This window comes from Aromatoleum bremense (genome assembly GCF_017894365.1).
Classification (GTDB): domain Bacteria; phylum Pseudomonadota; class Gammaproteobacteria; order Burkholderiales; family Rhodocyclaceae; genus Aromatoleum; species Aromatoleum bremense.
Window position 1 is genome coordinate 448,704 of the sequence record NZ_CP059467.1, and the last position, 20,336, is coordinate 469,039.

Annotated in this window: 19 protein-coding genes; 1 reads left to right on the forward strand and 18 read right to left on the reverse strand. The window is 65.2% G+C overall.

Translation table 11 applies throughout. The features are described from left to right. Positions 1 to 135: 135 nt before the first annotated feature. The 3 genes from pbN1_RS02035 to istA are packed head-to-tail and all read right to left on the reverse strand — an operon-like array spanning position 136 to position 2,598. On the reverse strand, positions 136 to 363 hold the full coding sequence (locus pbN1_RS02035) for a hypothetical protein (protein ID WP_169204281.1): 228 nt from the start codon (positions 361 to 363) through the stop codon (positions 136 to 138). Next, positions 360 to 1,112 carry an IS21-like element helper ATPase IstB gene (gene istB / locus pbN1_RS02040; protein WP_169204280.1) on the reverse strand — a complete coding sequence of 251 codons (753 nt, stop codon included), beginning with the start codon at positions 1,110 to 1,112 and terminating at the stop codon, positions 360 to 362. The genes pbN1_RS02035 and istB overlap by 4 nt, the downstream gene beginning before the upstream one ends. Next, positions 1,099 to 2,598, reverse strand: a complete 1,500-nt coding sequence (istA, locus tag pbN1_RS02045) for an IS21 family transposase (RefSeq protein WP_169204279.1) — start codon at positions 2,596 to 2,598, stop codon at positions 1,099 to 1,101. Before istA ends, istB begins: the two co-directional genes overlap by 14 nt. An 851-nt stretch (positions 2,599 to 3,449) precedes the next feature. On the opposite strand from istA, the gene pbN1_RS02050 reads away from it, so the two are divergent. Beyond that, a complete protein-coding gene (locus pbN1_RS02050; RefSeq protein ID WP_169203877.1) occupies positions 3,450 to 4,346 on the forward strand; it encodes a TetR/AcrR family transcriptional regulator in 897 nt (298 codons plus the stop codon). A gap of 43 nt (positions 4,347 to 4,389) precedes the next feature. Here pbN1_RS02050 and pbN1_RS02055 read toward each other — a convergent pair whose 3' ends face one another. From pbN1_RS02055 to pbN1_RS02125, 15 genes are all read right to left on the reverse strand, one after another. Beyond that, the gene (locus tag pbN1_RS02055; protein WP_169203876.1) at positions 4,390 to 5,748 is read right to left on the reverse strand and encodes an MFS transporter; all 1,359 of its coding nucleotides are present in this window, start codon (positions 5,746 to 5,748) and stop codon (positions 4,390 to 4,392) included. A 112-nt stretch (positions 5,749 to 5,860) separates the two neighbouring features. After that, complete coding sequence (locus pbN1_RS02060) at positions 5,861 to 6,577, reverse strand: ABC transporter ATP-binding protein (protein ID WP_169203875.1); 717 nt, start codon at positions 6,575 to 6,577, stop codon at positions 5,861 to 5,863. Then, positions 6,570 to 7,331 carry an ABC transporter ATP-binding protein gene (locus tag pbN1_RS02065; protein WP_169203874.1) on the reverse strand — a complete coding sequence of 254 codons (762 nt, stop codon included), beginning with the start codon at positions 7,329 to 7,331 and terminating at the stop codon, positions 6,570 to 6,572. The genes pbN1_RS02060 and pbN1_RS02065 overlap by 8 nt, the downstream gene beginning before the upstream one ends. Beyond that, positions 7,324 to 8,298 (reverse strand): branched-chain amino acid ABC transporter permease, encoded by a 975-nt coding sequence (locus pbN1_RS02070; protein WP_425305749.1) that lies wholly within the window; start codon positions 8,296 to 8,298, stop codon positions 7,324 to 7,326. The genes pbN1_RS02065 and pbN1_RS02070 overlap by 8 nt, the downstream gene beginning before the upstream one ends. A gap of 2 nt (positions 8,299 to 8,300) precedes the next feature. Continuing rightward, positions 8,301 to 9,167 (reverse strand): branched-chain amino acid ABC transporter permease, encoded by an 867-nt coding sequence (locus pbN1_RS02075; RefSeq protein WP_169203872.1) that lies wholly within the window; start codon positions 9,165 to 9,167, stop codon positions 8,301 to 8,303. A gap of 88 nt (positions 9,168 to 9,255) precedes the next feature. Further along, a complete protein-coding gene (locus pbN1_RS02080) occupies positions 9,256 to 10,443 on the reverse strand; it encodes an ABC transporter substrate-binding protein (protein ID WP_169203871.1) in 1,188 nt (395 codons plus the stop codon). A 66-nt stretch (positions 10,444 to 10,509) separates the two neighbouring features. After that, positions 10,510 to 12,111, reverse strand: coding sequence for a benzoate-CoA ligase family protein (locus pbN1_RS02085; protein WP_169203870.1), 1,602 nt, complete (start codon positions 12,109 to 12,111; stop codon positions 10,510 to 10,512). 113 nt (positions 12,112 to 12,224) lie between these two features. Continuing rightward, positions 12,225 to 12,971 (reverse strand): SDR family NAD(P)-dependent oxidoreductase, encoded by a 747-nt coding sequence (locus pbN1_RS02090; protein WP_169203869.1) that lies wholly within the window; start codon positions 12,969 to 12,971, stop codon positions 12,225 to 12,227. Between the two features lie 140 nt (positions 12,972 to 13,111). Beyond that, positions 13,112 to 14,242: a 6-oxocyclohex-1-ene-1-carbonyl-CoA hydratase gene (gene oah / locus pbN1_RS02095; RefSeq protein WP_169203868.1), complete on the reverse strand. Its 1,131-nt coding sequence runs from the start codon at positions 14,240 to 14,242 to the stop codon at positions 13,112 to 13,114. Positions 14,243 to 14,279: 37 nt separating this feature from the next. Next, positions 14,280 to 15,347, reverse strand: a complete 1,068-nt coding sequence (had, locus tag pbN1_RS02100; RefSeq protein WP_169203867.1) for a 6-hydroxycyclohex-1-ene-1-carbonyl-CoA dehydrogenase — start codon at positions 15,345 to 15,347, stop codon at positions 14,280 to 14,282. Between the two features lie 43 nt (positions 15,348 to 15,390). After that, positions 15,391 to 16,170 (reverse strand): enoyl-CoA hydratase/isomerase family protein, encoded by a 780-nt coding sequence (locus pbN1_RS02105; RefSeq protein WP_169203866.1) that lies wholly within the window; start codon positions 16,168 to 16,170, stop codon positions 15,391 to 15,393. 53 nt (positions 16,171 to 16,223) lie between these two features. Then, the gene (locus pbN1_RS02110; RefSeq protein WP_041646458.1) at positions 16,224 to 16,406 is read right to left on the reverse strand and encodes a hypothetical protein; all 183 of its coding nucleotides are present in this window, start codon (positions 16,404 to 16,406) and stop codon (positions 16,224 to 16,226) included. Between the two features lie 12 nt (positions 16,407 to 16,418). Next, complete coding sequence (locus pbN1_RS02115; protein ID WP_244857125.1) at positions 16,419 to 18,968, reverse strand: FAD-dependent oxidoreductase; 2,550 nt, start codon at positions 18,966 to 18,968, stop codon at positions 16,419 to 16,421. Between the two features lie 203 nt (positions 18,969 to 19,171). Continuing rightward, positions 19,172 to 19,810, reverse strand: coding sequence for a PHP domain-containing protein (locus pbN1_RS02120; protein WP_169203865.1), 639 nt, complete (start codon positions 19,808 to 19,810; stop codon positions 19,172 to 19,174). Positions 19,811 to 19,838: 28 nt separating this feature from the next. Continuing rightward, positions 19,839 to 20,291 carry a GNAT family N-acetyltransferase gene (locus pbN1_RS02125; protein WP_169203864.1) on the reverse strand — a complete coding sequence of 151 codons (453 nt, stop codon included), beginning with the start codon at positions 20,289 to 20,291 and terminating at the stop codon, positions 19,839 to 19,841. Between the last annotated feature and the right edge of the window lie 45 nt (positions 20,292 to 20,336).

A 20,336-nucleotide genomic window follows, 5' to 3' on the forward strand; every position in this document is an offset into this window, starting at 1 on the left:
TCGCTATCATTGCGGCCCTGTTAGCGGCGGTGTAAATCCGCTGCTACTTGGCGACGAAATGCTGTGCGGACGGCAAAGAGCACAAGGGGCCTTCGTAGGCCCCTTGTGGTTTGGCGTTGCGATGCCGGGCAGTCGTCAGAATGGCGGGTCGTCGGTATCGGTGTGGCGCAGATCAGGGGCGTGGGTTGGTGCGTACTCCTCACGCATAAGCTCGTGAAGCGGGATCTGGTAATGCGCCCAGATGCGTTCGCGCAGATCGTCGAGCAACTCGACGACGGCCAGTGCCTGCTCGGGCGTCCAGTGGTCGGGCACGATGAAGGGGATGCCGCGCTGGTGCCCGGAGGGCAGGAGCCAGGGCTTCATGATTTCGCCCTCCGTCGTTGCTTTGCCCGTTGCTCCGAGCGTTCCTTGGCCTCCTTCAGGCGATAGGAGTCGCCGTCGATGGCAATGACTTCGGCGTTGTGCACCAGGCGATCGACGAGCGAGACGACGCAGGCGGCATTGGGAAAGACCTCGGACCATTCGGCGAACGGTCGATTCGTGGTGACCAGCGTGCTCTTCGTCTCATAACGGCGGCTGATCAGCTCGAAGAGCAGATCGGCGTGGCGGTTCGAATAGGAGAGGTAGCCGACCTCGTCGATGGCCAGCAAATCCGGCGCGGCATAGTGGCGCAGTCGCCGGCGCAGTGCCGAATCGCTATCGAGCGCGGCCAGATCGCCGAGCAGTTGGCCGGCGGTCGTAAAGAGCACGGTGCGGCCGTGGATCAGCGCCTGATGGGCGATATTTTTCGCCAAGGTCGATTTGCCGACGCCGTTGGGGCCGAGCAGCACGGCGTTGGCCGATTCCTTGAGGAAGTCGAGCGCCATCAGTTCCTCGATCGCCGCGCGGTCGCAGCGCCGGGGCCAGAGCCAATCGAAATCGCACAGCGGCTTGAAGCGGCCGATATGCGCGTCCTTGAGCCGGCGCTCGAGACTGCGCCGGCTGCGCTCGTCCTCTTCCCACTGCAGCAGCGGCTCGACCCAGCCCGCCGTGGCCGCGTCCGGCCAGTGCGCCAGCAGGCCGTGGAGGTGCAGCGCGTGCGCGCGCTGGCGCAACGCTTCAAGCGTGCTCATCGTCCTCTCCAGTGAGGGTGTCGTAGGTATCGAGTCGGTGCGGCTGGACCGGTGCGTCCTTGTCTTTGACGTGCGGCGGCAGGCAGGTGGCGACCGGGGGCGCCTCGTGGCGCGCCTCCCGCCGGCGCTCGAGCGCCAGGCGCACCGCGTTGGGGTGCGGCACGCCACCGGCCAGCGCCTCGACGATGGCCGCCTGCAATTCCGAGGCGCCGTAGCGATCGAGGAGCCGCAGCAAACCCGAGGTGATCGTGCCGAGGTTGGCGCCGCGTTCGGCGGCGCTGAGCAAGAGGTCCCGGCTCGCCGGTGCGACCTGAGCCAGGTGGTTCTGACCGCGGTGATGCCGGGCTTCGCGCTTGAGCTCGATCAGCGTCTTGATGTGGGCCGGATCTTCGATCTGGTCTCGGCTATCGTAGCTGCGCGGGTGATCGGCGAGCACCTCGCCGCCGTCGAGGACGCGCACGCGCGAGGGATCGGCGCGGACCGTCAGCAGCCGCCGCACATACGTGTGCGGAATCGAATAGTCGTTGAGGTCGAAGCGCACGTACGGCGTCTTGCCCGCCGTCACCGTCAAGTGCTCATCGGTCGGATAGGGGTTCTCCGGCAGCGCGAGCAGGCGGGGCTGCTCGCGGGCAAAGGCTTCGCGCACGCTGATCGAGCGCTCCTCTGGGCAAGGCCGATCGGCCGCCTGGCCGTCGCACCAGGCTTGCGCCTGGGCGTTCAGATCATCGAGGTCCGCGAAGCTGCGGGCGGCGAAGAAGCTCTCGCGGGCATAACGAATCGCCCGTTCGACCCGCCCCTTCTCATTTCCTCGCGCAACGGCGACCGGCCGCGGCTCGAAGCGGTAGTGTCCGGCGAACGCGAGCAGCGTCGGGTGAAAGCGGATGGCGTCATTCTGGCGCTCGAGCACGGCGCTCTTCAGATTGTCGTAGAGCAGGACTCTCGGCAGCCCTTGCCAGGCGGCGAAGGCGCCGACGTGGCCGCGCAGGAAGTTCTCCATGCGCGCATCGAGGAAGAAACGCAGGAAGATGCGCCGCGACCAGGACAGGACCAGGACGAAGGCCATCAGCGGCCGGCGGGCACGGCCGATCTCGAGGTGACCGAAGTGCGCCCAATCGACTTGCCCTTGCTCACCGGCGAGTGTGCGCAGGCGCAGGAAGGCTTCTGCTTTCGGCCGAGGCCGATGCAGGGAAATCAGGTGGCGAAAGTGGTCGGGGCCGCCGCCATAGCCGCGTTCGCGCACCATCGCGTACAGGCGACTGGCGGTCAGCGTCGGGAATTTCTCCAGCGTCTGGCCAATGAAGGGCAGGTAGGCGTCGAGCTGCGACGGGCGCTGCACGCCGCCGGTCCTGGGCAGCCCGGCTTGCGCCAGGACGCGGCGCACCGTGCCGTGATGCACGCGCAATTGGCGGGCGATCGTGCCGGTTCGCCATTTCTCGACGTGGTAGTAGCGAAGGATATGCGCTTCGAGCTCAGGGGCTATGGTCACGGTCAGTTCCTCTTCGATCTAGTCGGCAGACGGTGTGAGGAACTCGACGGCGCAAGGGGCCGATTCGGACCAACGCCGAACACGGACAGTCACAAAAATGACAGTGTTGTGACGTGGACGTCGTCTGGATCACCTTCGATGACGCCGTCGCCATGGGCGTCGAGCTCACGGCCAGTAGATCATCGGCCGCCGGCGCGGGGGAACCCTGATGCGTCACGTTCTTCTGTCGCGCACGGTAGCGACGGCTGCGTTCGGCATGGGTGAAGCGGCCATGGCGGCTCGTTTGGTAGCGCCGACCCGCTCTGCGGATCGAGTCCTGCCGCGCCGTCGGCGCGCAGCCGCCGGCGCAGTAGATCTGGCCATGGTCGCAGGGGCTGCAAATCAATACCTGCACGCGGCAGCGCGCGCAGAGGAAGAATCGGCCCGTGGATTCCATTGGCGGTCCAAGTCACGCCAAGGAGCTGTCGACAGGGGCTTCCGACTCGTGGAATACTCACCCTGCACCCGTGCCCGGCACGGTGTGGGGCACGACATCGGTGTGAACTTGGCGGTTTGGGCCGGCGTCGTGCCTGTTCTCTTCGGCGGAGTCTTTCTACCGCATCTCGAACTCAGCTGTCATCCCTGTCGCTTGCCGCTCCCCGTCGGGGGCCGCGCGGCAAAGGGCGCGTTTCCAGTCGCCCTACGGGCTCCTTCCAACGCGCCCTCTGCCGCACCATTCAGAACCACGCCTGAAACCGGAATCCCCGGTAAATCAAAACACCGCTACCGGCTCCGCCGCCAATGTCACGGCGCCAGATTTACGCGCATTTCGACCGCCATTCACACGGCCCCGATGCACTGCAGGATTCCGGATGGCACCGAAAACGACTTCCGATGACGACACGCCAGAACTCGACACCGAGCAGGCGATACTGCGGCTCGCGCGGGAGGAGCCCGAGCTCGGGCAGGCTGCGGTGGCGGCGCGGCTGCGGCGATCGGGGATGCGGATTTCAGCGTCCGGCGTGCGCTACCTTTGGCAAAAGCACGGGCTGGAGACGGCGGCAAAGCGCCTGCAGGCACTGATGCGCGATTCGGATCGCGGCCTCGCGGCGCTGAGCGACGGCCAGCGCCGGCTGCTCGAGCGCGCGACGTTGAGCGCGCAGGCAGCCCGCGGGCCATCCGGAGGTGAGACCGGGCCACATGACGAGCCGCTGGACCGACGGCAGGTGATCCTCAACGCGGCTGCCGAACTGTTTTCGGAACAGGGCTACGACCGTGCCTCGATCCGCGACATCGCGAACAAGGCCGGATTGCTCGCCGGATCGGTCTATCACCACTTCGCGTCGAAGGATGAGCTGTATCTCGCGGTGCACCGCGAAGGTTTCCACGACGTCATGGAAGCGGTACAGCGCGCGGTCGACAGCGCGAGCGATCCGTGGGAAAGATTGACCCACGCGTGCGAGGTGCATGTGCATCTCATCGTCGGCGGCTCGCCGGTGCACCGCGTGACCGGCCACAGCCTGGCGCTGATCGGCCACGATACGCTGCTCGCGAAAATCCGGCCGGTGCGCGACGCCTACGAGGATCTGTACCGCGGGCTCATCGACGCCCTGCCCGTCGCGCCGGGCACCGACCGCTCGCTGCTGCGGCTGACGCTGCTCGGCGCGATGAACTGGGTATACCTGTGGTACCGCGAGGGGCGGCGGTCGCCGCAGGAAATCGCGGCGACAATGGTGGAAATGCTGCGCTGGGGCACCAGCCCGCGGTAGCGGGAGCTGCCCGCGCGCCGCGCGAACGCGGCGCGCGGCTGGCTCAATCGGAAATGGCGCCCGATTCCGCGGCGAACGACAGAGGCAGCTCCTCCGCCGGAACGTGGGCCGCGCTGCGGGCGACCAGCGACACCGCGAACGCCGCGATCGCGCCGGGGATCGCGAAAAACAGGAAGTTGTATTCCAGAGGCATTGCCATGCCGAGCAGCGTTCCGCCGAGGATCGGACCGACGATCGCGCCGCTGCGCCCGACGCCGGAGGCCCAGCCGATGCCGGTCGAGCGGATCGCCATCGGGTAGAACTGCGCAACGTAGGCATAGAGCAGGATCTGCGATCCGATCGTCGTCGCACCGGCCGCGGCCACCAGCAGGTAGAGCACGGCAGTCGGGTTCTTGAAGCCGAGCAGGCTGATCGAGAACGCGGCGATGACGAAGAACACCATCAGCACGGTCTTCAGGTGCAACCGGTCGGCGATGAAGCCGCCCCCGACGGCGCCGAAAATCGCGCCGAAATTGAGCACCAGCAGGAACGACAGGCTCGAGCCGAGTCCGTATCCCGCCTGCGTCATCAGCTTCGGCAGCCAGGACGCGAGCGCGTACACCATCAGCAGGCACATGAAGAACGCCAGCCAGAACATCAGCGTGCTCAGCGCGCGCCCGTTCTTGAACAGCGCGACCAGCGACACGTGGGCGGTCTTGCCGGTCGGCATCTCGTAGCGGTCCCCGACCCGCGCCGCGAAGTTCGGTTCGACCCTTCCGAGCAGCACGCCCGCTTCGGCGTCGCGCTTCGCTTGCAGCAGGAAGCCGATCGACTCCGGCAGCGCGTAGAGGATCACCGGAAGCAGCAGCAGCGGAAGCCCGGCGACGAAGAACACCGACGGCCAGCCGAAATTCGGGATCAGGTACATGCCGAGGCCGGCTGACAGCATGCCGCCAACCGAATAGCCGCTGAACATGATCGCGACCAGCGTCGTGCGCAGTTTTTTCGGCGAGTACTCGGTCATCAGCGCGACGACGTTCGGCATCACCCCGCCGATACCCAGCCCGGCGAGGAAGCGGCAGATCGCGAACTCGGTCGGCGTTGTCGCAAAGCCGTTTATGAACGTGAAGAAACTGAACAGCACAACGCAGATCGCGATCACCCGCTTGCGCCCGAACCGGTCGGACAACGGGCCGAAGATCAACGCCCCGAACATCATCCCGAACAGCGCGTAGCTGCCGAGCGTGCCAGCCTGCAGCGGCGTCAGGTCCCACTCTTTCATCAGCACTGGCAGCACGACGCCGTAGATCACCAGGTCGTAGCCGTCAAAAATGATGATCAGCGCACACCAGAACAGCACCTGCCAGTGAAAGCGGTTGAATTTCGCCTTGTCGATCAACTCGTGAACATCGATTTTCCGCATTGCCCTGTCTCCTGTTGGTTAAATCTTGTGCCGCGCCGCTTCGTAAGGTGTCGGCGGGATCAATATCGAATTCGCCGCACGGCGCGCGCCGTGCGGCCCGCGTCGAATCGCGTCAGCCTGCGCCGAGATGCTTGTGCAGGAGTTCCGGCTGCGCGCGCAGCTCCGCGCTCGAGCCTTCGAACGCGACCTTGCCCTTGACGAGGATCACGTTGCGATCCGAAATCGACGTCACCGCGGCGTGGTTCTTGTCGATGACGATCGTCGCGATGCCGGTCGCGCGGATCTGGCGGACGATGTACCAGATCTCCTTCGCGATCAGCGGCGCCAGGCCTTCGGTCGCCTCGTCGAGGATCAGCACGTCCGGGTTCGTCATCAGCGCGCGGCCGATCGTCAGCATCTGCTGCTCGCCTCCGGAGAGCTGCCCGCCACCGTTCGTCAGCCGTTCGCCGAGCCGCGGAAAGGTCTCCAGCACCCGCTCGAACGTCCAGTCCCGGCGTCCGTCGATACCCGGCTTGGCAGCCATCAGCAGGTTTTCCCGCACCGAAAGGTTCGGGAAGATGCCCCGCCCTTCCGGCACGTAGGCGATGCCCTTGCGCGCGATCAGATACGGCGCCGAACCCGTCATCGTCTTGCCGCGCACCGCGACGCGACCATGGCGCGGACGGACATGGCCGAGCATGCTGCGGATCAGCGTCGTCTTGCCCATGCCGTTGCGGCCCATCAGACCGATCGTCTCGCCGCGGCGCACGACGAAATCGATGCCGTGCAGGATATGGCTGCTGCCGTAGAAGGAATGAAGGCCTTCGGCTTCCAGCAAGGTTTCACTCATCGTCGGGTTCTCCTCCGCCCAGATAGGCTTCCTGCACCGCAAGGCTCGCGCGGATCTGATCCGGCGGCCCGCTCTCGAGCACCTGCCCGGTCACCATCACGGTAATGACGTCCGCGACCGCGAACACCGCATCCATGTCGTGCTCGACGAGCAGGATCGCGTGATCGGCCGAGAGCTTCTGCAGCAGCGTCACCATCAGCTGCGACTCCTCCGAGCCCATTCCGGCAAGCGGCTCGTCGAGCAGCAGCACCGACGGCGCGGTCGCGAGCACCATCGCGATCTCGAGCTGGCGCTGCTCACCGTGGCTCAGCGTCGCGGCAACGGTGTCGCGCCGCGACGCGAGTCCAGCCTGTTCGAGCGCACGGTCGGCCGCGCTGCGCAGATCGTCGTAGTTCTGTGCCCGCGAGAAGATATGCAATGCCCGCGGCGTGCGCGACTGCGCCGCCAGACGGCAGTTTTCGAACGCCGTGAACGCCGGGAAGATGTTCGTGCGCTGATAGCTGCGGCCGATCCCGGCGCGCGAGCGCCGGTCCGGGCTCCAGCCCGAAATATCCTGCCCGCGGTAGAGAATCTGCCCGCCCGACGGCGGCAGGTCGCCCGACAGCAGGTTGATCAGCGTCGATTTCCCGGCGCCGTTCGGCCCCAGCACCGCGTGCAGCTCACCGCGATGCATGTCGAGCGACACGTCCTTGTTCGCGGCCAGCCCGCCGAACTGGCGCGACAGGCCGCGCGCAGCCAGTACCAATTCACCCATTCGAGCTACCTCCCAGGAGCAGGCGGCGCAGCCGCTGCGTCAGGCTCGACAGGCCGCCCGGCAGCAACATCACCACCAGAACGATCACCGTGCCCATCAGGAACTGCCAGTGTTTGGTCAGCGCCGAGAACACTTCTTGCAGCACGACGAACGCGAACGCGCCGATCGCGGCACCGTTGAGGGTGCCCATGCCGCCCAGGATCACCATCAGCAGCACGTTGCCCGACTGGTGCCACGACAGGATCTCCGGCGTCACGAAGCCGAACTGGCACGCCGAGAGGAACCCGGCCACGCCGGCCAGCGCGCCCGCGATGACGAAACCGGCGAGCTTGTACAGGAACACCGGGAAGCCCAGCGACAGCATGCGGTGTTCGTTGCTCTTGATCCCGGCGAGCGCGTGCCCGAGCGGCGAGCGCAACAGGATGCGCAGGAACACGTACGTCGCGACCAGCAGCAGCAGCACGACGTAGTAGAAGTGCCCTGCGTCGCCGAGGTCGAGCAGTTGCGTCTCGCCGACCCGCAGTTCCGGCTTGAAGTTGATGAACACGCCGTCCGACCCGCCGCCGAGCGGAGAGTCGTGGAACACGAAGTAGATCATCTGGGCGAACGCGAGCGTCACCATGATGAAATAGATCCCCTTCGTCCGCAGCACGAACAGGCCGACGACGAACGCGGCGACGGCCGCCGCGAGCACCGCGGCCGGCAGCACGAGCCACAGGCTGGACGGGTCGTACTGCGGCGACACCAGCACCACCGCATACGCGGCGATGCCGAAGAACGCGGCGTGGCCGAAGCTGACGAGGCCGGTGAAGCCGACCAGCAGATCCAAGCTCATGGCGAAGATCGCCATGATCATGATCTTCGTCAGCAGTTCGCTGTAGTAGTCCGAGCCGAACAGCGGGAAAACCGACAGCACCAGCAGCGTCGCCAACAGGGCGGCGCGCGGGGTCTTGATGGCTGCAGACATGGTCATATCCTCCGGAAGATGCCTTCGGGCCGCCACAGCAGAACCGCGGCCATCAGCAGATAGACAGTCAGTCCGGCGTAGTCGGGGATGATGACCTTGCCGAACGTGTCGGCGAGGCCGATCAGCAGCGCCGCGACGAGCGCGCCCCATACCGAACCGACGCCGCCGATGACGACGACGACGAAACAGATGATCAGCACCTGGTTGCCCATGCCCGGATAGACCGACGACACCGGCGCCGCGAGCATGCCGGCGAACGCGGCGAGCGTGACGCCGAGCGCGAACACGAGGCGGTAGATGAGATCAATGTTGATGCCGAGCGACTGGACCATCTCACGGTTGCTGCTGCCCGCGCGAATCATCATGCCGAGCCGCGTATGGCGGATCAGCCAGTACATCAGCACCGCGAGCACGATGCAGACCGCCGACATGAACAGCCGGTATACGGGATAGCTGAGGGTCTCGCTGAGTTGGACCGACGCCGACAGCATCTCGGGAATCCGCACGCCATGGACGTCGTCGCCGACGATCATGCTGCGTATCTCCTCGAACATCAGGATCAGGCCGTAGGTCAGCAGCACCTGGTCGAGGTGGTCGCGCTTGTAGAGCCGGCTGAACAGGCCCCATTCGAGCAGGAAGCCGATCAGCGCGCTGAGGGCGATGCCGAGGAGGATCGCGACGAAGAGATTGCCCGTCGCCGAGGTCAGCGCGAACGCCATGTAGGCGCCCATCATGTAGAAGCTGCCGTGGGCGAGGTTGATGATGCCCATGATGCCGAAAATCAGGGTCAGTCCGCTGGCGACGAGGAACAGCAGCAACCCGTACTGCAACGCATTCAGTAGCTGAATCAGGAAGGTCGTCAAATCCATGAAGGCTCCAGTCCGGGCCGCTGCGAAGGCGCCCGAATGACGGCGAAGCGAGGGGCGGAGCCGCAGACGCGGCCCCGCGGGAAGAGGATTACATGCGGCAGCCGCGAGCCGGGTCGGCCAGCGCCTTCGCTGCCACCGACACGACCTTGTTTTCTTTCCCCTCGACCTTGCGCAGGTAGATGTCCTGCACCGGGTTGTGGGCCTTCGACAGCGTGAACTTCCCGCGCGGACTGTCGATCGTCACGGACTCCATCGCCTTAATCAGCTCGTCGCGCTTGCTGACGTCGCCCTTGACGCCCGCGAGCCCCGCGGCGAAGAGCTGCGCCGCGTCATAGCCCTGCACCGCATAGACGTCCGGCTGCATCTTGAACGCGGACGCGTAGGCGGCCCGGAACTCCTTGTCCTTCGGGATATCCAGGCCGTCGGCGTAATGCAGCGTCGTCAGCACGCCCTCGGCGGCATCGCCCTGGGCCTCGAGCGTGCCGTCGGTGAGGAAGCCCGATCCATACAGCGGGATCGTGTTCTTGAGCCCTGCCGCCGCGTAGTCCCTGACGAATTTGACCGCGCCGCCGCCCGCGAAGAACACAAACACCGCGTCGGGCTTGAGCGCCGCGATCTCGGTCAGGTAGGGCTGGAACTCGACGTTCGGGAACGGCAGATAAAGCTCCTTGACGACCTCGCCGCCGGCCTTCTCGAACGCTTCCTTGAAGCCGGCGACCGACTGCTCGCCGAACGAATACTTCCACGACAGCGTGACGACCTTCTTGTGCTTGCGCTCGGCCATCACGCCGCCCATCGCATAGGCCGGCTGCCACGCCGAGAACGAGGTCCGGAAGATGTTCGGCGCGCACAGCGGGCCGGTGATCTCGTCGGCGCCGGCGTTCGGCACGATCAGCAAGGTCTTGGTCTCGCGCGCGACGCGCGCCATCGCCAGCGCGACACCGGAGTGGACGGTGCCGACGAGCACGTCGACGTTGTCGCGCTTGATCAGCTTGTTCGCATTCTCCGGCGCCTTCGCCGCATCCGACTCGTCGTCGACGGTGAAGTATTCGACCTCGCTCCCACCGAGCTTGCCGCCGCCCTGCTCGACCGCAAGCTTGAAACCGTTGGTGATCGCATTGCCGAGCGCCGCATAGGTACCGGTATAGGGCAGCATCAGGCCAACCCGCACCTTCCTCGCGCCTTGGGCGAACAACGGCGCAGACGGCAGCGCCAGGCCTGCCGCGACCGCGGCGCTGGACAGCAGAAACTGGCGACGATTGACTTCATGACTCATGGCGGGACTCCTCCGGTGATTGGCCGATCATTCGGCGCGTTACGTTTTTTTATTTGGGACGTGATGTTACACGGAGGACGCGGCGCGCAGCTTGAATCGCTGGATTTTTCCGGTCGCGGTCTTCGGCAACTCGTCGACGAACTCGAGCCAGCGAGGATACTTGTACGGCGCGAGTTTCGATTTCACGTGCAGTTTGAGCTCGTCGCCGAGGCCGGGCGACGGGCGCAGGCCGGGCTTGAGCACCACGAACGCGAGCGGCTTGATCAGGCCGTCGACGTCGGCCTTGCCGACGACCGCGGCTTCGAGCACCGCCTCGTGAGTGATCAGCGCCGACTCGACCTCGATCGGCGACACGTAGATGCCGCCCACCTTGAGCATGTCGTCGTTGCGTCCCGCATAGGCGAAGTTGCCGTCCGCGTCCTGGCTATACTTGTCGCCGCTGCGCGTCCACTGCCCCATGAAGGTGTCGCGGCTCTTGCTGCGGTTATTCCAGTAGAACGCCGCGCTGGTCGGCCCGCGCACCTGCAGTTCGCCGGATTCGCCGGGCGCGACCTCTTCGCCGTCGTCGCCGATGAGGCGAAGCTCATAGCCAGGCACCGGCTTTCCGCTGGTGCCGTAGCGCGCCTCGCCGTGCCGGTTCGACAGGAAGATGTGCAGCATCTCGGTCGACCCGAGGCCGTCGAGGATCTCGACCCCGAAGTGCTCCGTCCAGCGCTTGCCGACTTCGGCCGGCAGGGCTTCGCCCGCGGAGGCGCAGCGGCGGATCGACACTTCATCGCGCCCCGGCAGTTCCGGGCTGGCGAGCATCGACGCGTACAGCGTCGGCACGCCGCAATACACGGTCGGCTGATGCTGGCGCAGCACGCGGGAGACGGACGCGGGGGTCGGGCGCTCGGACATCAGCACCGCCGTCGCGCCTGCCGCCAGCGGGAAGGTCAGGCCGTTGCCCAGACCGTAGGCGAAGAACAGCTTGGCGGCGGAGAACACGACGTCGCTCTCCTGCACGCCGAGGATCGGCCGCGCGTACAGCTCGAACGTGTTGATCAGGCTCGAATGCAGATGCACCGTCCCCTTCGGCGCGCCGGTCGAGCCCGACGAGTACAGCCAGAAACAGGGGTCGTCGGCGCACGTCGGCGCGGCCTCGAACGGCGGGCGCGGCGCGGCCACGAGGTCGGCAAAATCGAGATGGCTGCCCCTGACGCCTGCATCGCCACCGGATACGACGACGTTCTTGACGAACGGGCTCTGCTCGATCGCATTCGTGAACGCCGGCAGCAGCAGCGAAGACACCACCAGCACGCGGGCGCGGCTGTCCCGCAGCATGTAGCTGTAGTCGGACGCGGTCAGCAGCGTGTTGATCGGCACCGGGACGACGCCGGCCTTGATGCAGCCGAGAAACGCCACCGGAAAATCGACCGTATCGAGCAGGCACAGCAACACCCGCTCTTCCATGCGCACGCCCAGTTCACCGAGTGCGTGGGCGAAGCGGTCGACCCGCTCGGCCAGCTGCGCATAGGTGTATTGGCCGGCGTCGTCGATCACCGCGATCTTGTTGCCGCGGCCGGCGCGCAGGTTGCGCTCGATCAGGTCATGGGCAGCGTTGTAGTCGCGCGGAATCGTGATGTGCGGGGGGCTCGACGTGTGGTCTGCGGTACTCAGTTCTGGCATGGTCTCTCTCCAATTCGACTCGATTGATGATCTTTCACCGACGCGATCCGAATCCCGCCCAATCGTCTCGACCCGCCGCGTCGATGCCGCGCGTTCGCGCGGTGGCGCAGTGGCTAACGGATCGTCATGCCGCCGTCAGCTGCCAGTATTTGTCCGGTCACGTAGCTCGACGCGTCGGAGGCGAAGAACAGGAATACCGGTGCGATCTCTTCCGGTTCGGCCCAGCGTCCGAGCGGAATGCGGTCGAGATACTTTTCCTTGAAGCGCTCGTCGGTGCGGATGGTTTCCGTCATCGGCGTCGCCGCGCCCGGTGCGATCGCGTTGGCCGTGATGTTGTAGCGCGCGAGTTCCTTCGCGGTGCTCATCGTCATGCCGACGATGCCCGCCTTCGCGGCACTGTAGTTGATCTGCCCGATCGTGCCCAGCAGGCCCGCTGTCGAGGTGACGTAGATGATGCGGCCATACTGACGCTCGATCATGCCGCCAACGACCGCCTGAAGACAGTTGAATGCGCCGGTCAGATGCACGCCGAGGACCTGCTGCCACTGCTCGGGCGTCATCTTGTTGAGCATCGCGGTGCGCGTGATGCCGGCGTTGTTGACGAGAATATCGATGCGTCCCCATTTCGCCGTGACCTGCTCGGCCATCGCCAGCACCTGGTCGCGGTTCGACACGTCGCACGCGACACCGAGCGCCTCGCCGCCGTTCGCGACGATCTCGGCCACAACGGCATTGGCGGCGTCGATGTTCAGATCGATCACCGCCACTTTCGCGCCCTCGCGGGCGTAGGCCCTCGCCACCGTGGCGCCGATGCCCTGCCCGGCGCCGGTGACGATGGCGACTCTGTCCTTCAATTGCATGTCTGCTCCCCTTGTTGCGGACGCGACTGTTTGAATTAGGTACAGCCAGGGATTTCGCTCTCTCCCAGGCGAAAAAAAACGGGGTGGGTTAAAGACGGATTACCGTCGCCCCCACCCCGAGAAGGGAGAGACTTTTGACTCTAGGACTGCGGCTTGGCCAGGACCTGCTCGGCGAAGGCGTCGTTGAACGCATGGCCTTCGGCGACGAGCTGGCGGAACTTGATGAAGTCGATGACGTCCTTGCCCGTTGCCTTCTTGTTGTTGAAGGCGGTGAAGCCGAGGTACGCCTCGTGGTTCATGTTCGCGGCGAGCCAGTGACGGTTCGCGAGCTTCATCTGATCCCAGAAGAACTTCTTCTTGCCGCGGATGCCGTCAATCGACTTGATCAGGCACTGCGGGAAGAGGTTCGTGAACTTCCACACCAGCGCATTGACGGCTTCGTCGAGCTTCGCGAAGTCGGTCGTGCATTGCGCGATCAGTTCCTTCGCCGCCTTGGCCTTGTCGGCGGCGACCGGCTCACCATAGACCAACTCGCCGTCATCGACGTAGGCATCCGTGCGGATCAGCGGGTTGCGGACCCATTCGCCGTCCTTCTTCAGCACCGGCACGACCTTCGTGATGAGGTTCTTCGCCTTCATCTTGTACGCGCTCCACGGCTCGCACGAGATGCAGTTGTACATCGCGTCTTCCATGTTCAGCATCCACGGCAGGAAGTCGGTCGAGCCGCCGTCGGGCGCGCTGCCGTGCTTCGGACCGGCCTGGCCGAACACCGCCATGTCGGAGGTGATCGTGATGTCGGTCGCCATGCCGATTTCCTGGCCGCCGCCGACGCGCATGCCGTTCACACGGCAGATCACCGGCTTCTTGCAGTTCAGGATGCCGTCGACCATCGCGTTGAACAGATCCATGTACTCGCCGTATTCATTCGGGCGCTGTGCATAGTAGGACGCGTACTCGGCGGTGTTGCCGCCGGTGCAGAACGCCTTGTCGCCGACGGCCGTGAACACCGCCGCGACGATCGTGCGGTCGGACGACGCGCGCTGGAAGCCCGCGATGATCGCCTTCACCATCTCGGTGGTGTAGGAGTTGTACTGCTTCGGGTTGTTCAGGATGATCCACGCTGCATACAGACCGGGAACCACGTTGCCCTGCGGATCCGTTACCGGGCGCTTCTCGAAGAGGACCGAGGGAGCCTCGGTGCCGAAGTGCTCTTCGCCCAGCAGGGCATGATCCTTGATTTCGTTGTCGCGGGGCAGCCAATCGAGTGCCATGAAATGTCTCCTGTTTTTTTACAGTGGTCAGCGTGGTTCAGAAATCGGGCGTCAGGATGACGCGTCGCTTGAGTTTGCCGTGGTGCGCTTCGTCGAACACCTGTTCGATCTGGCTCATCGGGCGCGTTTCGACGAACGGTCCGAGCTGGATGCGGCCATCGAGGCACATGTCGCGCACGGCCGCATAGCGGTCCGGCGGGCAGCCCCAGGTGCCGATGATCTCGGCGTCGAAGGCCATCAGCTTCGACAGCATGTAGTTCGTCTCGGCCGTGCCGTAGCCGACGATAACGAGCTTGCCGGTGAAGGACAGCAAGGACAGCGCCAACTCCTGGCCAGGCTTGCTGCCGGTGACCTCGAAGATCTTCCAGCCGTAATTCGACGGCAGGCCGCGCTCCTTGCAGAAGCCCTTGAAGAGCTCCTTCACTTCCTTTGCGCTCTTGCCCTTCGGGTTGATGATGAAGTCGGCACCGTAGTCCTTCATCATCTCGAGCTTTTCTTCGTTGATGTCGATGCCGATGACGGCTTTCGCACCCATGCCCTTGGCGGTCTGCACCATGAAGCTGCCGACGCCGCCGGCGGCACCGACGACGATCACGAGGTCGTCCTTCTTCAGGTCCGCACGCACCGCCGCCTGGTACGGCGTCGTGACCGCATCCGCGACCACCGCGAGATGCTCGAGCGGCGTGTCGCCGCGGTTCTCGACCACGCACAGGTACTTCGACTGCGCGACGATGTGGCTCGAATAGCCGCCATAGATGCCCATCGAGTTGCCCGGCATTTTCTGCGCGAGGCAGCGGTTGCCGCGACCCGTCTTGCACAGTTCGCATTCACCGCACGGGATCACCGCCGGGACGATGACTTCCTTGCCGATCATCGACGCCTCGCCACCGATGACGACGCCGGAGATTTCGTGGCCGAGCGACAGCGGCGGCTTCTGCACCGTCGGCACGCCCATGTAGAAATACGACAAGTCGGTGTGGCACACGCCACAGCCGGCGATCTTCACGACGACGTCGCCCGGTCCGAGTTCGGGCATCGGCACGCGCGTCTTTTGCAGCTTGCCCGGCTCGGTCATCTGCCAGGTATCGATGAATTGCGGAATCACGCTTGTCTCCATTAAATCAATGTCGTTCGGTCGATCGCAGCGGTCAGCGGTCACGCCACACCGGCTTGCGCTTTTCGAGGAAGGCGGCGAGACCTTCTTTCGCGTCCTCGGTGGCCATCAGTTCGTTCAGATAGATGTTCTCGGCGACATCGAGCGCCTGCCCGAACGGCTTGCCGGTGGTCGCGCGGATCGTCTTGCGCGTGCTCACCAGCGCGGCGCGCGAGAGCGCGAGATACGGCGCGACGAAAGCCTGCACGTCGGCGGCGAAAGTTTCCTTCGCAAACACGCGGTTCACGAGTCCGATCGCACGGGCTTCCTCGGCCGCGATGTTCTCGCCCCCGAGCAGCAGCTCCATCGCCCGCGCCGGCGGCACCAGGCGCGGCAGCAGCACCGCCGCGATCGGCGGGAACACTGCGAGCTTGATTTCGGGCTGGCCGAACTTGGCATTCGCCGCAGCGACGATCATGTCGCACGCGATCGCCACTTCCATGCCGCCGCCGAGCGCCGCGCCATTGACCGCGGCCAGCGTCGGAACCGGCAGTTCCTGCAGGCGGCGGAAGATGCCGTGGAACACTTCGATCATCCGGTCGACCTTGTCCGGCGTGTGGTCCGCGACCTCGACACCGGCCGAGAACGCCTTTTCACCCGCGCCGGTGATCATCAGCAGCTTGACGTCGGTCGCGGCGAGGCACTGGTCGAGCGCGACGTTGACCTCTTCCATCGTCGGAATGTCGAGCACGTTGAACGGCGGCCGGTTGATCGTCAGGGTCGCCAGGCCATTGGCGACGCCGTAGGTAATGAACTTGAATTGCGCTTGCGTCATGTTGTCTCCCATTTCCCGTTTCCCGTTTCCCGGGTCGTGCGGTTGGATCGTGTTCAGTTTTCGTTCTTTACCTGCAGGCGGTACGGGCACACGGCGTCGCAGTCCGCACAGCACACTTCGCCGTCACAGCTGATGTGCCACAAATCGGCGCCGCAATTCGTGCAGCGGCGTTTGGCCTCCGCCGAGATCGTCGGGCGGAGTTCCTCCGCCGACCAGAAATCGATGACTTGTCCCACGTCGGCCACTCCTCAGAACAGATCGTCGAGTTCGTCCGAGCCACCGCCGGGCATCTTGCCGTACTGCTGCAGGTAAGCCTGGATCATCTGGCTTTCGCGCGATGTGAACATCGCCGCTTCCTCGAACACGAAGTTCGTCGCATCGCTGCCGCGTTCGAGCTGCTCGGTGAGGCCTTCGCGCAGGTTCTCGACGCCCTTGATCATCAGCACGTTCTTGTCGCCGTCGAGCAGCTGGAACACGCCGGCTTCGGTCGGCACTGCGGCAATCGCGGCAGCGTCGAAGGTCAGGGACGATTCCGGCGGCAGCACCGCTTCGGCGATCTTCGGCGCGAGGTTGCACTTGAAGCAGCGTGCGGCCTCCAGACGGGCGGTCGTGTCGTCGAAGCCGAGCTCGACTTCGTCCCAGCCGCTGCGCTGTTCGGGCGCGAGCATGATCGGGTGAAACTTGCGCGTCGTGTTGAAGCCGTCCTTGCGGCCGATCCAGGGGTTCGTCTCCCAGCCGTCACGCAGCAGCACTTCGGAGATGTCGCCGTCGCCGCCGAGCACCTTATCCATCGCGGAGGCCGCGACGCGACCCTGCGCGACCGACTCGATCAGCGTCGAGGGCCCGAGCACGCAGTCGCCACCGGCATACACTTTGGGCCGGCTCGTCAGCATCGAGTCCTCGCGTACCGTGATGCGGCCCTTGCGGTCGGTCTCGACGCCGAAGCCTTCGAAGCGGTTCGGGAACTGGCCGATCGCACCGATCACGAGATCCACGCCTTCGACGATTTCCTCGCCGGTCTCGACCGGGCGGCGGCGGCCTGAAGCATCCGGCTCGCCCAGCGCCATCTTCGCGTAGGTGATCTGCAACCGATAGCCGTTCTGACCCGGCTCGATCTTCTTCGGCGCGAGCAGATAACGGATATTCACGCCTTCCTCGACGCAGCCTTCGAATTCTTCCAGGCGCGCCGGCATCTCCTCGCGGGTGCGGCGATAGACCATGTCGACTTCGGCGCCGTAGCGGCGCGAGGAGCGCGCGTTGTCGGTCGCGACGTTGCCGCCGCCGATGACCACGACCTTCTTGCCGGTCTGGATGCCTTCGGGCGTATTCACGAGGCCCATCGTCACCGCCTTCAGGTAAGTCGGGCTGTCGACCACGCCCGGCAGGTCGTCGCCGGGGATGCCCAGCTTGTCGCCGCCCTGCGCGCCGATGCCGACGAAGACCGCGCCATAGCTGTCGTTGAAGAGCTCATCGACGTTCTCGACTTTCGCGCCGTAGCGGAACTCGACACCGAGCGCGGCGACTTCGGCGACTTCGTCGTCGATGACTTCGGCCGGCACGCGGTACGACGGGATGCCGTAGCGCGCCATGCCGCCGGCGGCCGGCTGGGCGTCAAAAATCGTGACCGCGTGGCCCTGCTTCGCAAGGTAGTACGCGACGGTGAGTCCCGCAGGGCCGGCGCCGATGACGGCGGCCTTCTTGCCGGTCGCGGGAAGCTTCTTCGCGAATTCGCGCCAGATGCCCGTGTCGTTGTCGGCGGCGATGCGCTTGAGGTTGCGGATCGACAGCGGATCGTCGAGGTCCTTGCGGCGGCAGGCCGATTCGCACATCGCGAAACAGGCGCGGCCGAGGATGCCCGGGAACGGGAGCTTTTCGCGCACGACCGCGATCGCCTCGCCATACTTGCCTTCGGCGGCGAGCTGCACGTAGCGCGGCACGTCGATGCCGGCCGGGCACGCGGACTTGCACGGCACCATCGATTCTTCGCGGTGGGCGGGGTCGAGCGTGCGGTCCATCAGCGCGCCGGTCGGGCACACGGTCACGCAGGCCTGGCAGAACGTACAGCCGGATTCGATCAGCGTCGGCGCAATCGTGCCGACATAGGTGCGCTTGCCTTGCGGCGTCTCGACTTCCTTGACTTCGAGGCAGCCCACGCCGCGCACGTCGTTACAGGCGACGAGGCAGCGGCGGCAGTCGATACAGAGGTTGTAGTCGCGGTCGAAGAACGGCTCGTTCTTGATGATCGGCAGCTGCGCGGGCTTGTACGGCGGGGTGCTGTTCGGAATGCCGATGAAGTCGGACACCTTGCGCAGTTCGCAGCTCGAGAAGATCGAACAGCAGCGCGTCTCCTGCGGGTTGCCATACGAGCACTGCGAGCGCGAACAGCCTTCGCGCTGCGGACAGGTGAGGCAGACGTGAGGATGGGGGCCGAGGATCTTCGCGAGGCTCGCCTGGCGCGATTCCTGGATCGCGGGCGATTGGGTCTTGACGACGAGGCCGGCCCGGACGGGCATCGAACAGGCCTTGCGCAGCCCTTCTTCGCCTTCGACCTCGACCATGCACAGGTTGCAGCCGCCGTCTCCCGCGCCACGCTGGCCAGCCGGCGGCAGATCGGGATGCGCGCACAGCGCCGGAATATAGAGGCCGGCCGCCGTCGCGGCATTGAGGATCGACGCGCCGGCGGGCGCTTCGACGTCGACGCCGTCGATGCTGAACTGCACCGGGGCGCCGAACTCCGGCATATCGACCGGCCGGCTGGCCTTCCACCACCTGATCTCGGATGTCTGTACGGCTTCCATGTCTCTCTCTTCCTATCTTGTTCCGGCGCTCATCGTAGGGCGGAAAAGCGCAGCGCCTTCCGCCACCCGGCACACTTTTTTCATCACGGCGGCGCAGTTGCCAAATGAGGCCGCTTCGCGGCTCATCCGCCCGACAAAGGCTGGATTCGTTTTCCGTGGTCGCGTCGCGGCCGTCTGCGCCGCTTCTCGCCCGCGATGTATCCCTACGCCGCGAGAGCCGCCTGGGCGAAACCGGGGAAGTACCCTCCCCGACACGCTCCGGCGCGCACCGCCGCGATGAAACTCTTCATGTCGGTCACCGGCTGCAGGAACTGCGTCGCGCAGCGGCCGACCGCTTCGGTCTTGTGGCAATCGCTGCCGCCGAGCGACGGCAGAGCCATATGCCGCGCGGCGCGCATCGCCAGTTCGTTGTCGCTCTCGCGGTTGCCGCCGTTGTGCGTCTCCACCGCGGCAATCCCGGTCAGGTCGAGCACGCCTTCGAGCAGGCACGCCCCGACTTCGCGGAACGGATGCGCCGGCACGCAGATGCCGCCGATTCCGTTGATGTGTTCCACGACTTCGGCCAGCGGGAGGTAGTTGTCACGCCCCCAGATGTTCCAGCCGTCGTCCTCGACGCCGTAGGCCAGCATGTGGCCACGGTCCGTCGCAATCTCGACACCGCGCAGAACCAGCATCCCCTCGTCGCGTCCAACCTGCTCGACCGGCTCCGACGCCTCAAACGAGTAATGCTCGGTGATACACACACCGTCGAGCCCGAGTTCCCTCGCGCGCCGGATCAGGTTCACCGGCTCCAGCCAGTTGTCGTACGAGTACTTGGTGTGGCAATGACAATCGATCCACATGGGGATGGGCTCCGCGCGCAGTCGTTTCTCAGACCACCGTGTATTCGAGATTGATGCGCTTGGAGGGCGCGAACTTCTGCCGCGAGAAGAATTTCTCCAGCGCGAAATCGTCCCAGTTCACCAGCGTGTAAACCTTGTTCACGCCGCCGGCCTTCATGTTCATCATGAACTGCTCGAGCAGTTCGCTCGCGACGCCATGGTTCTGGAAGCGCGGGTCGACGCCGATCGTGTCGATCGTCGCGGTGCTTTCCGGGATCCCGAATTCACCGAAATAGATGTCGCCCATGACGAAGCCGGCCAGTTTGCCGTCGATCTCACAGACCAGCGATGCATTGATGTTGTGCTTGGGGTTCAGGATTGCTTCGATCTTGCGCTCGTAGTAGTCGCGACGATTCTGCTTGGAAGCGGCAGCATCGATCTCGACGATCGCATTCAGGTCGTCCTTGTTCAGCAACCGCATTACGCGCTTCTGTTCGGCCATTTGCACTCCTCCTTGGATATCGCGGCTTCGCGCTGGACGCGCGTT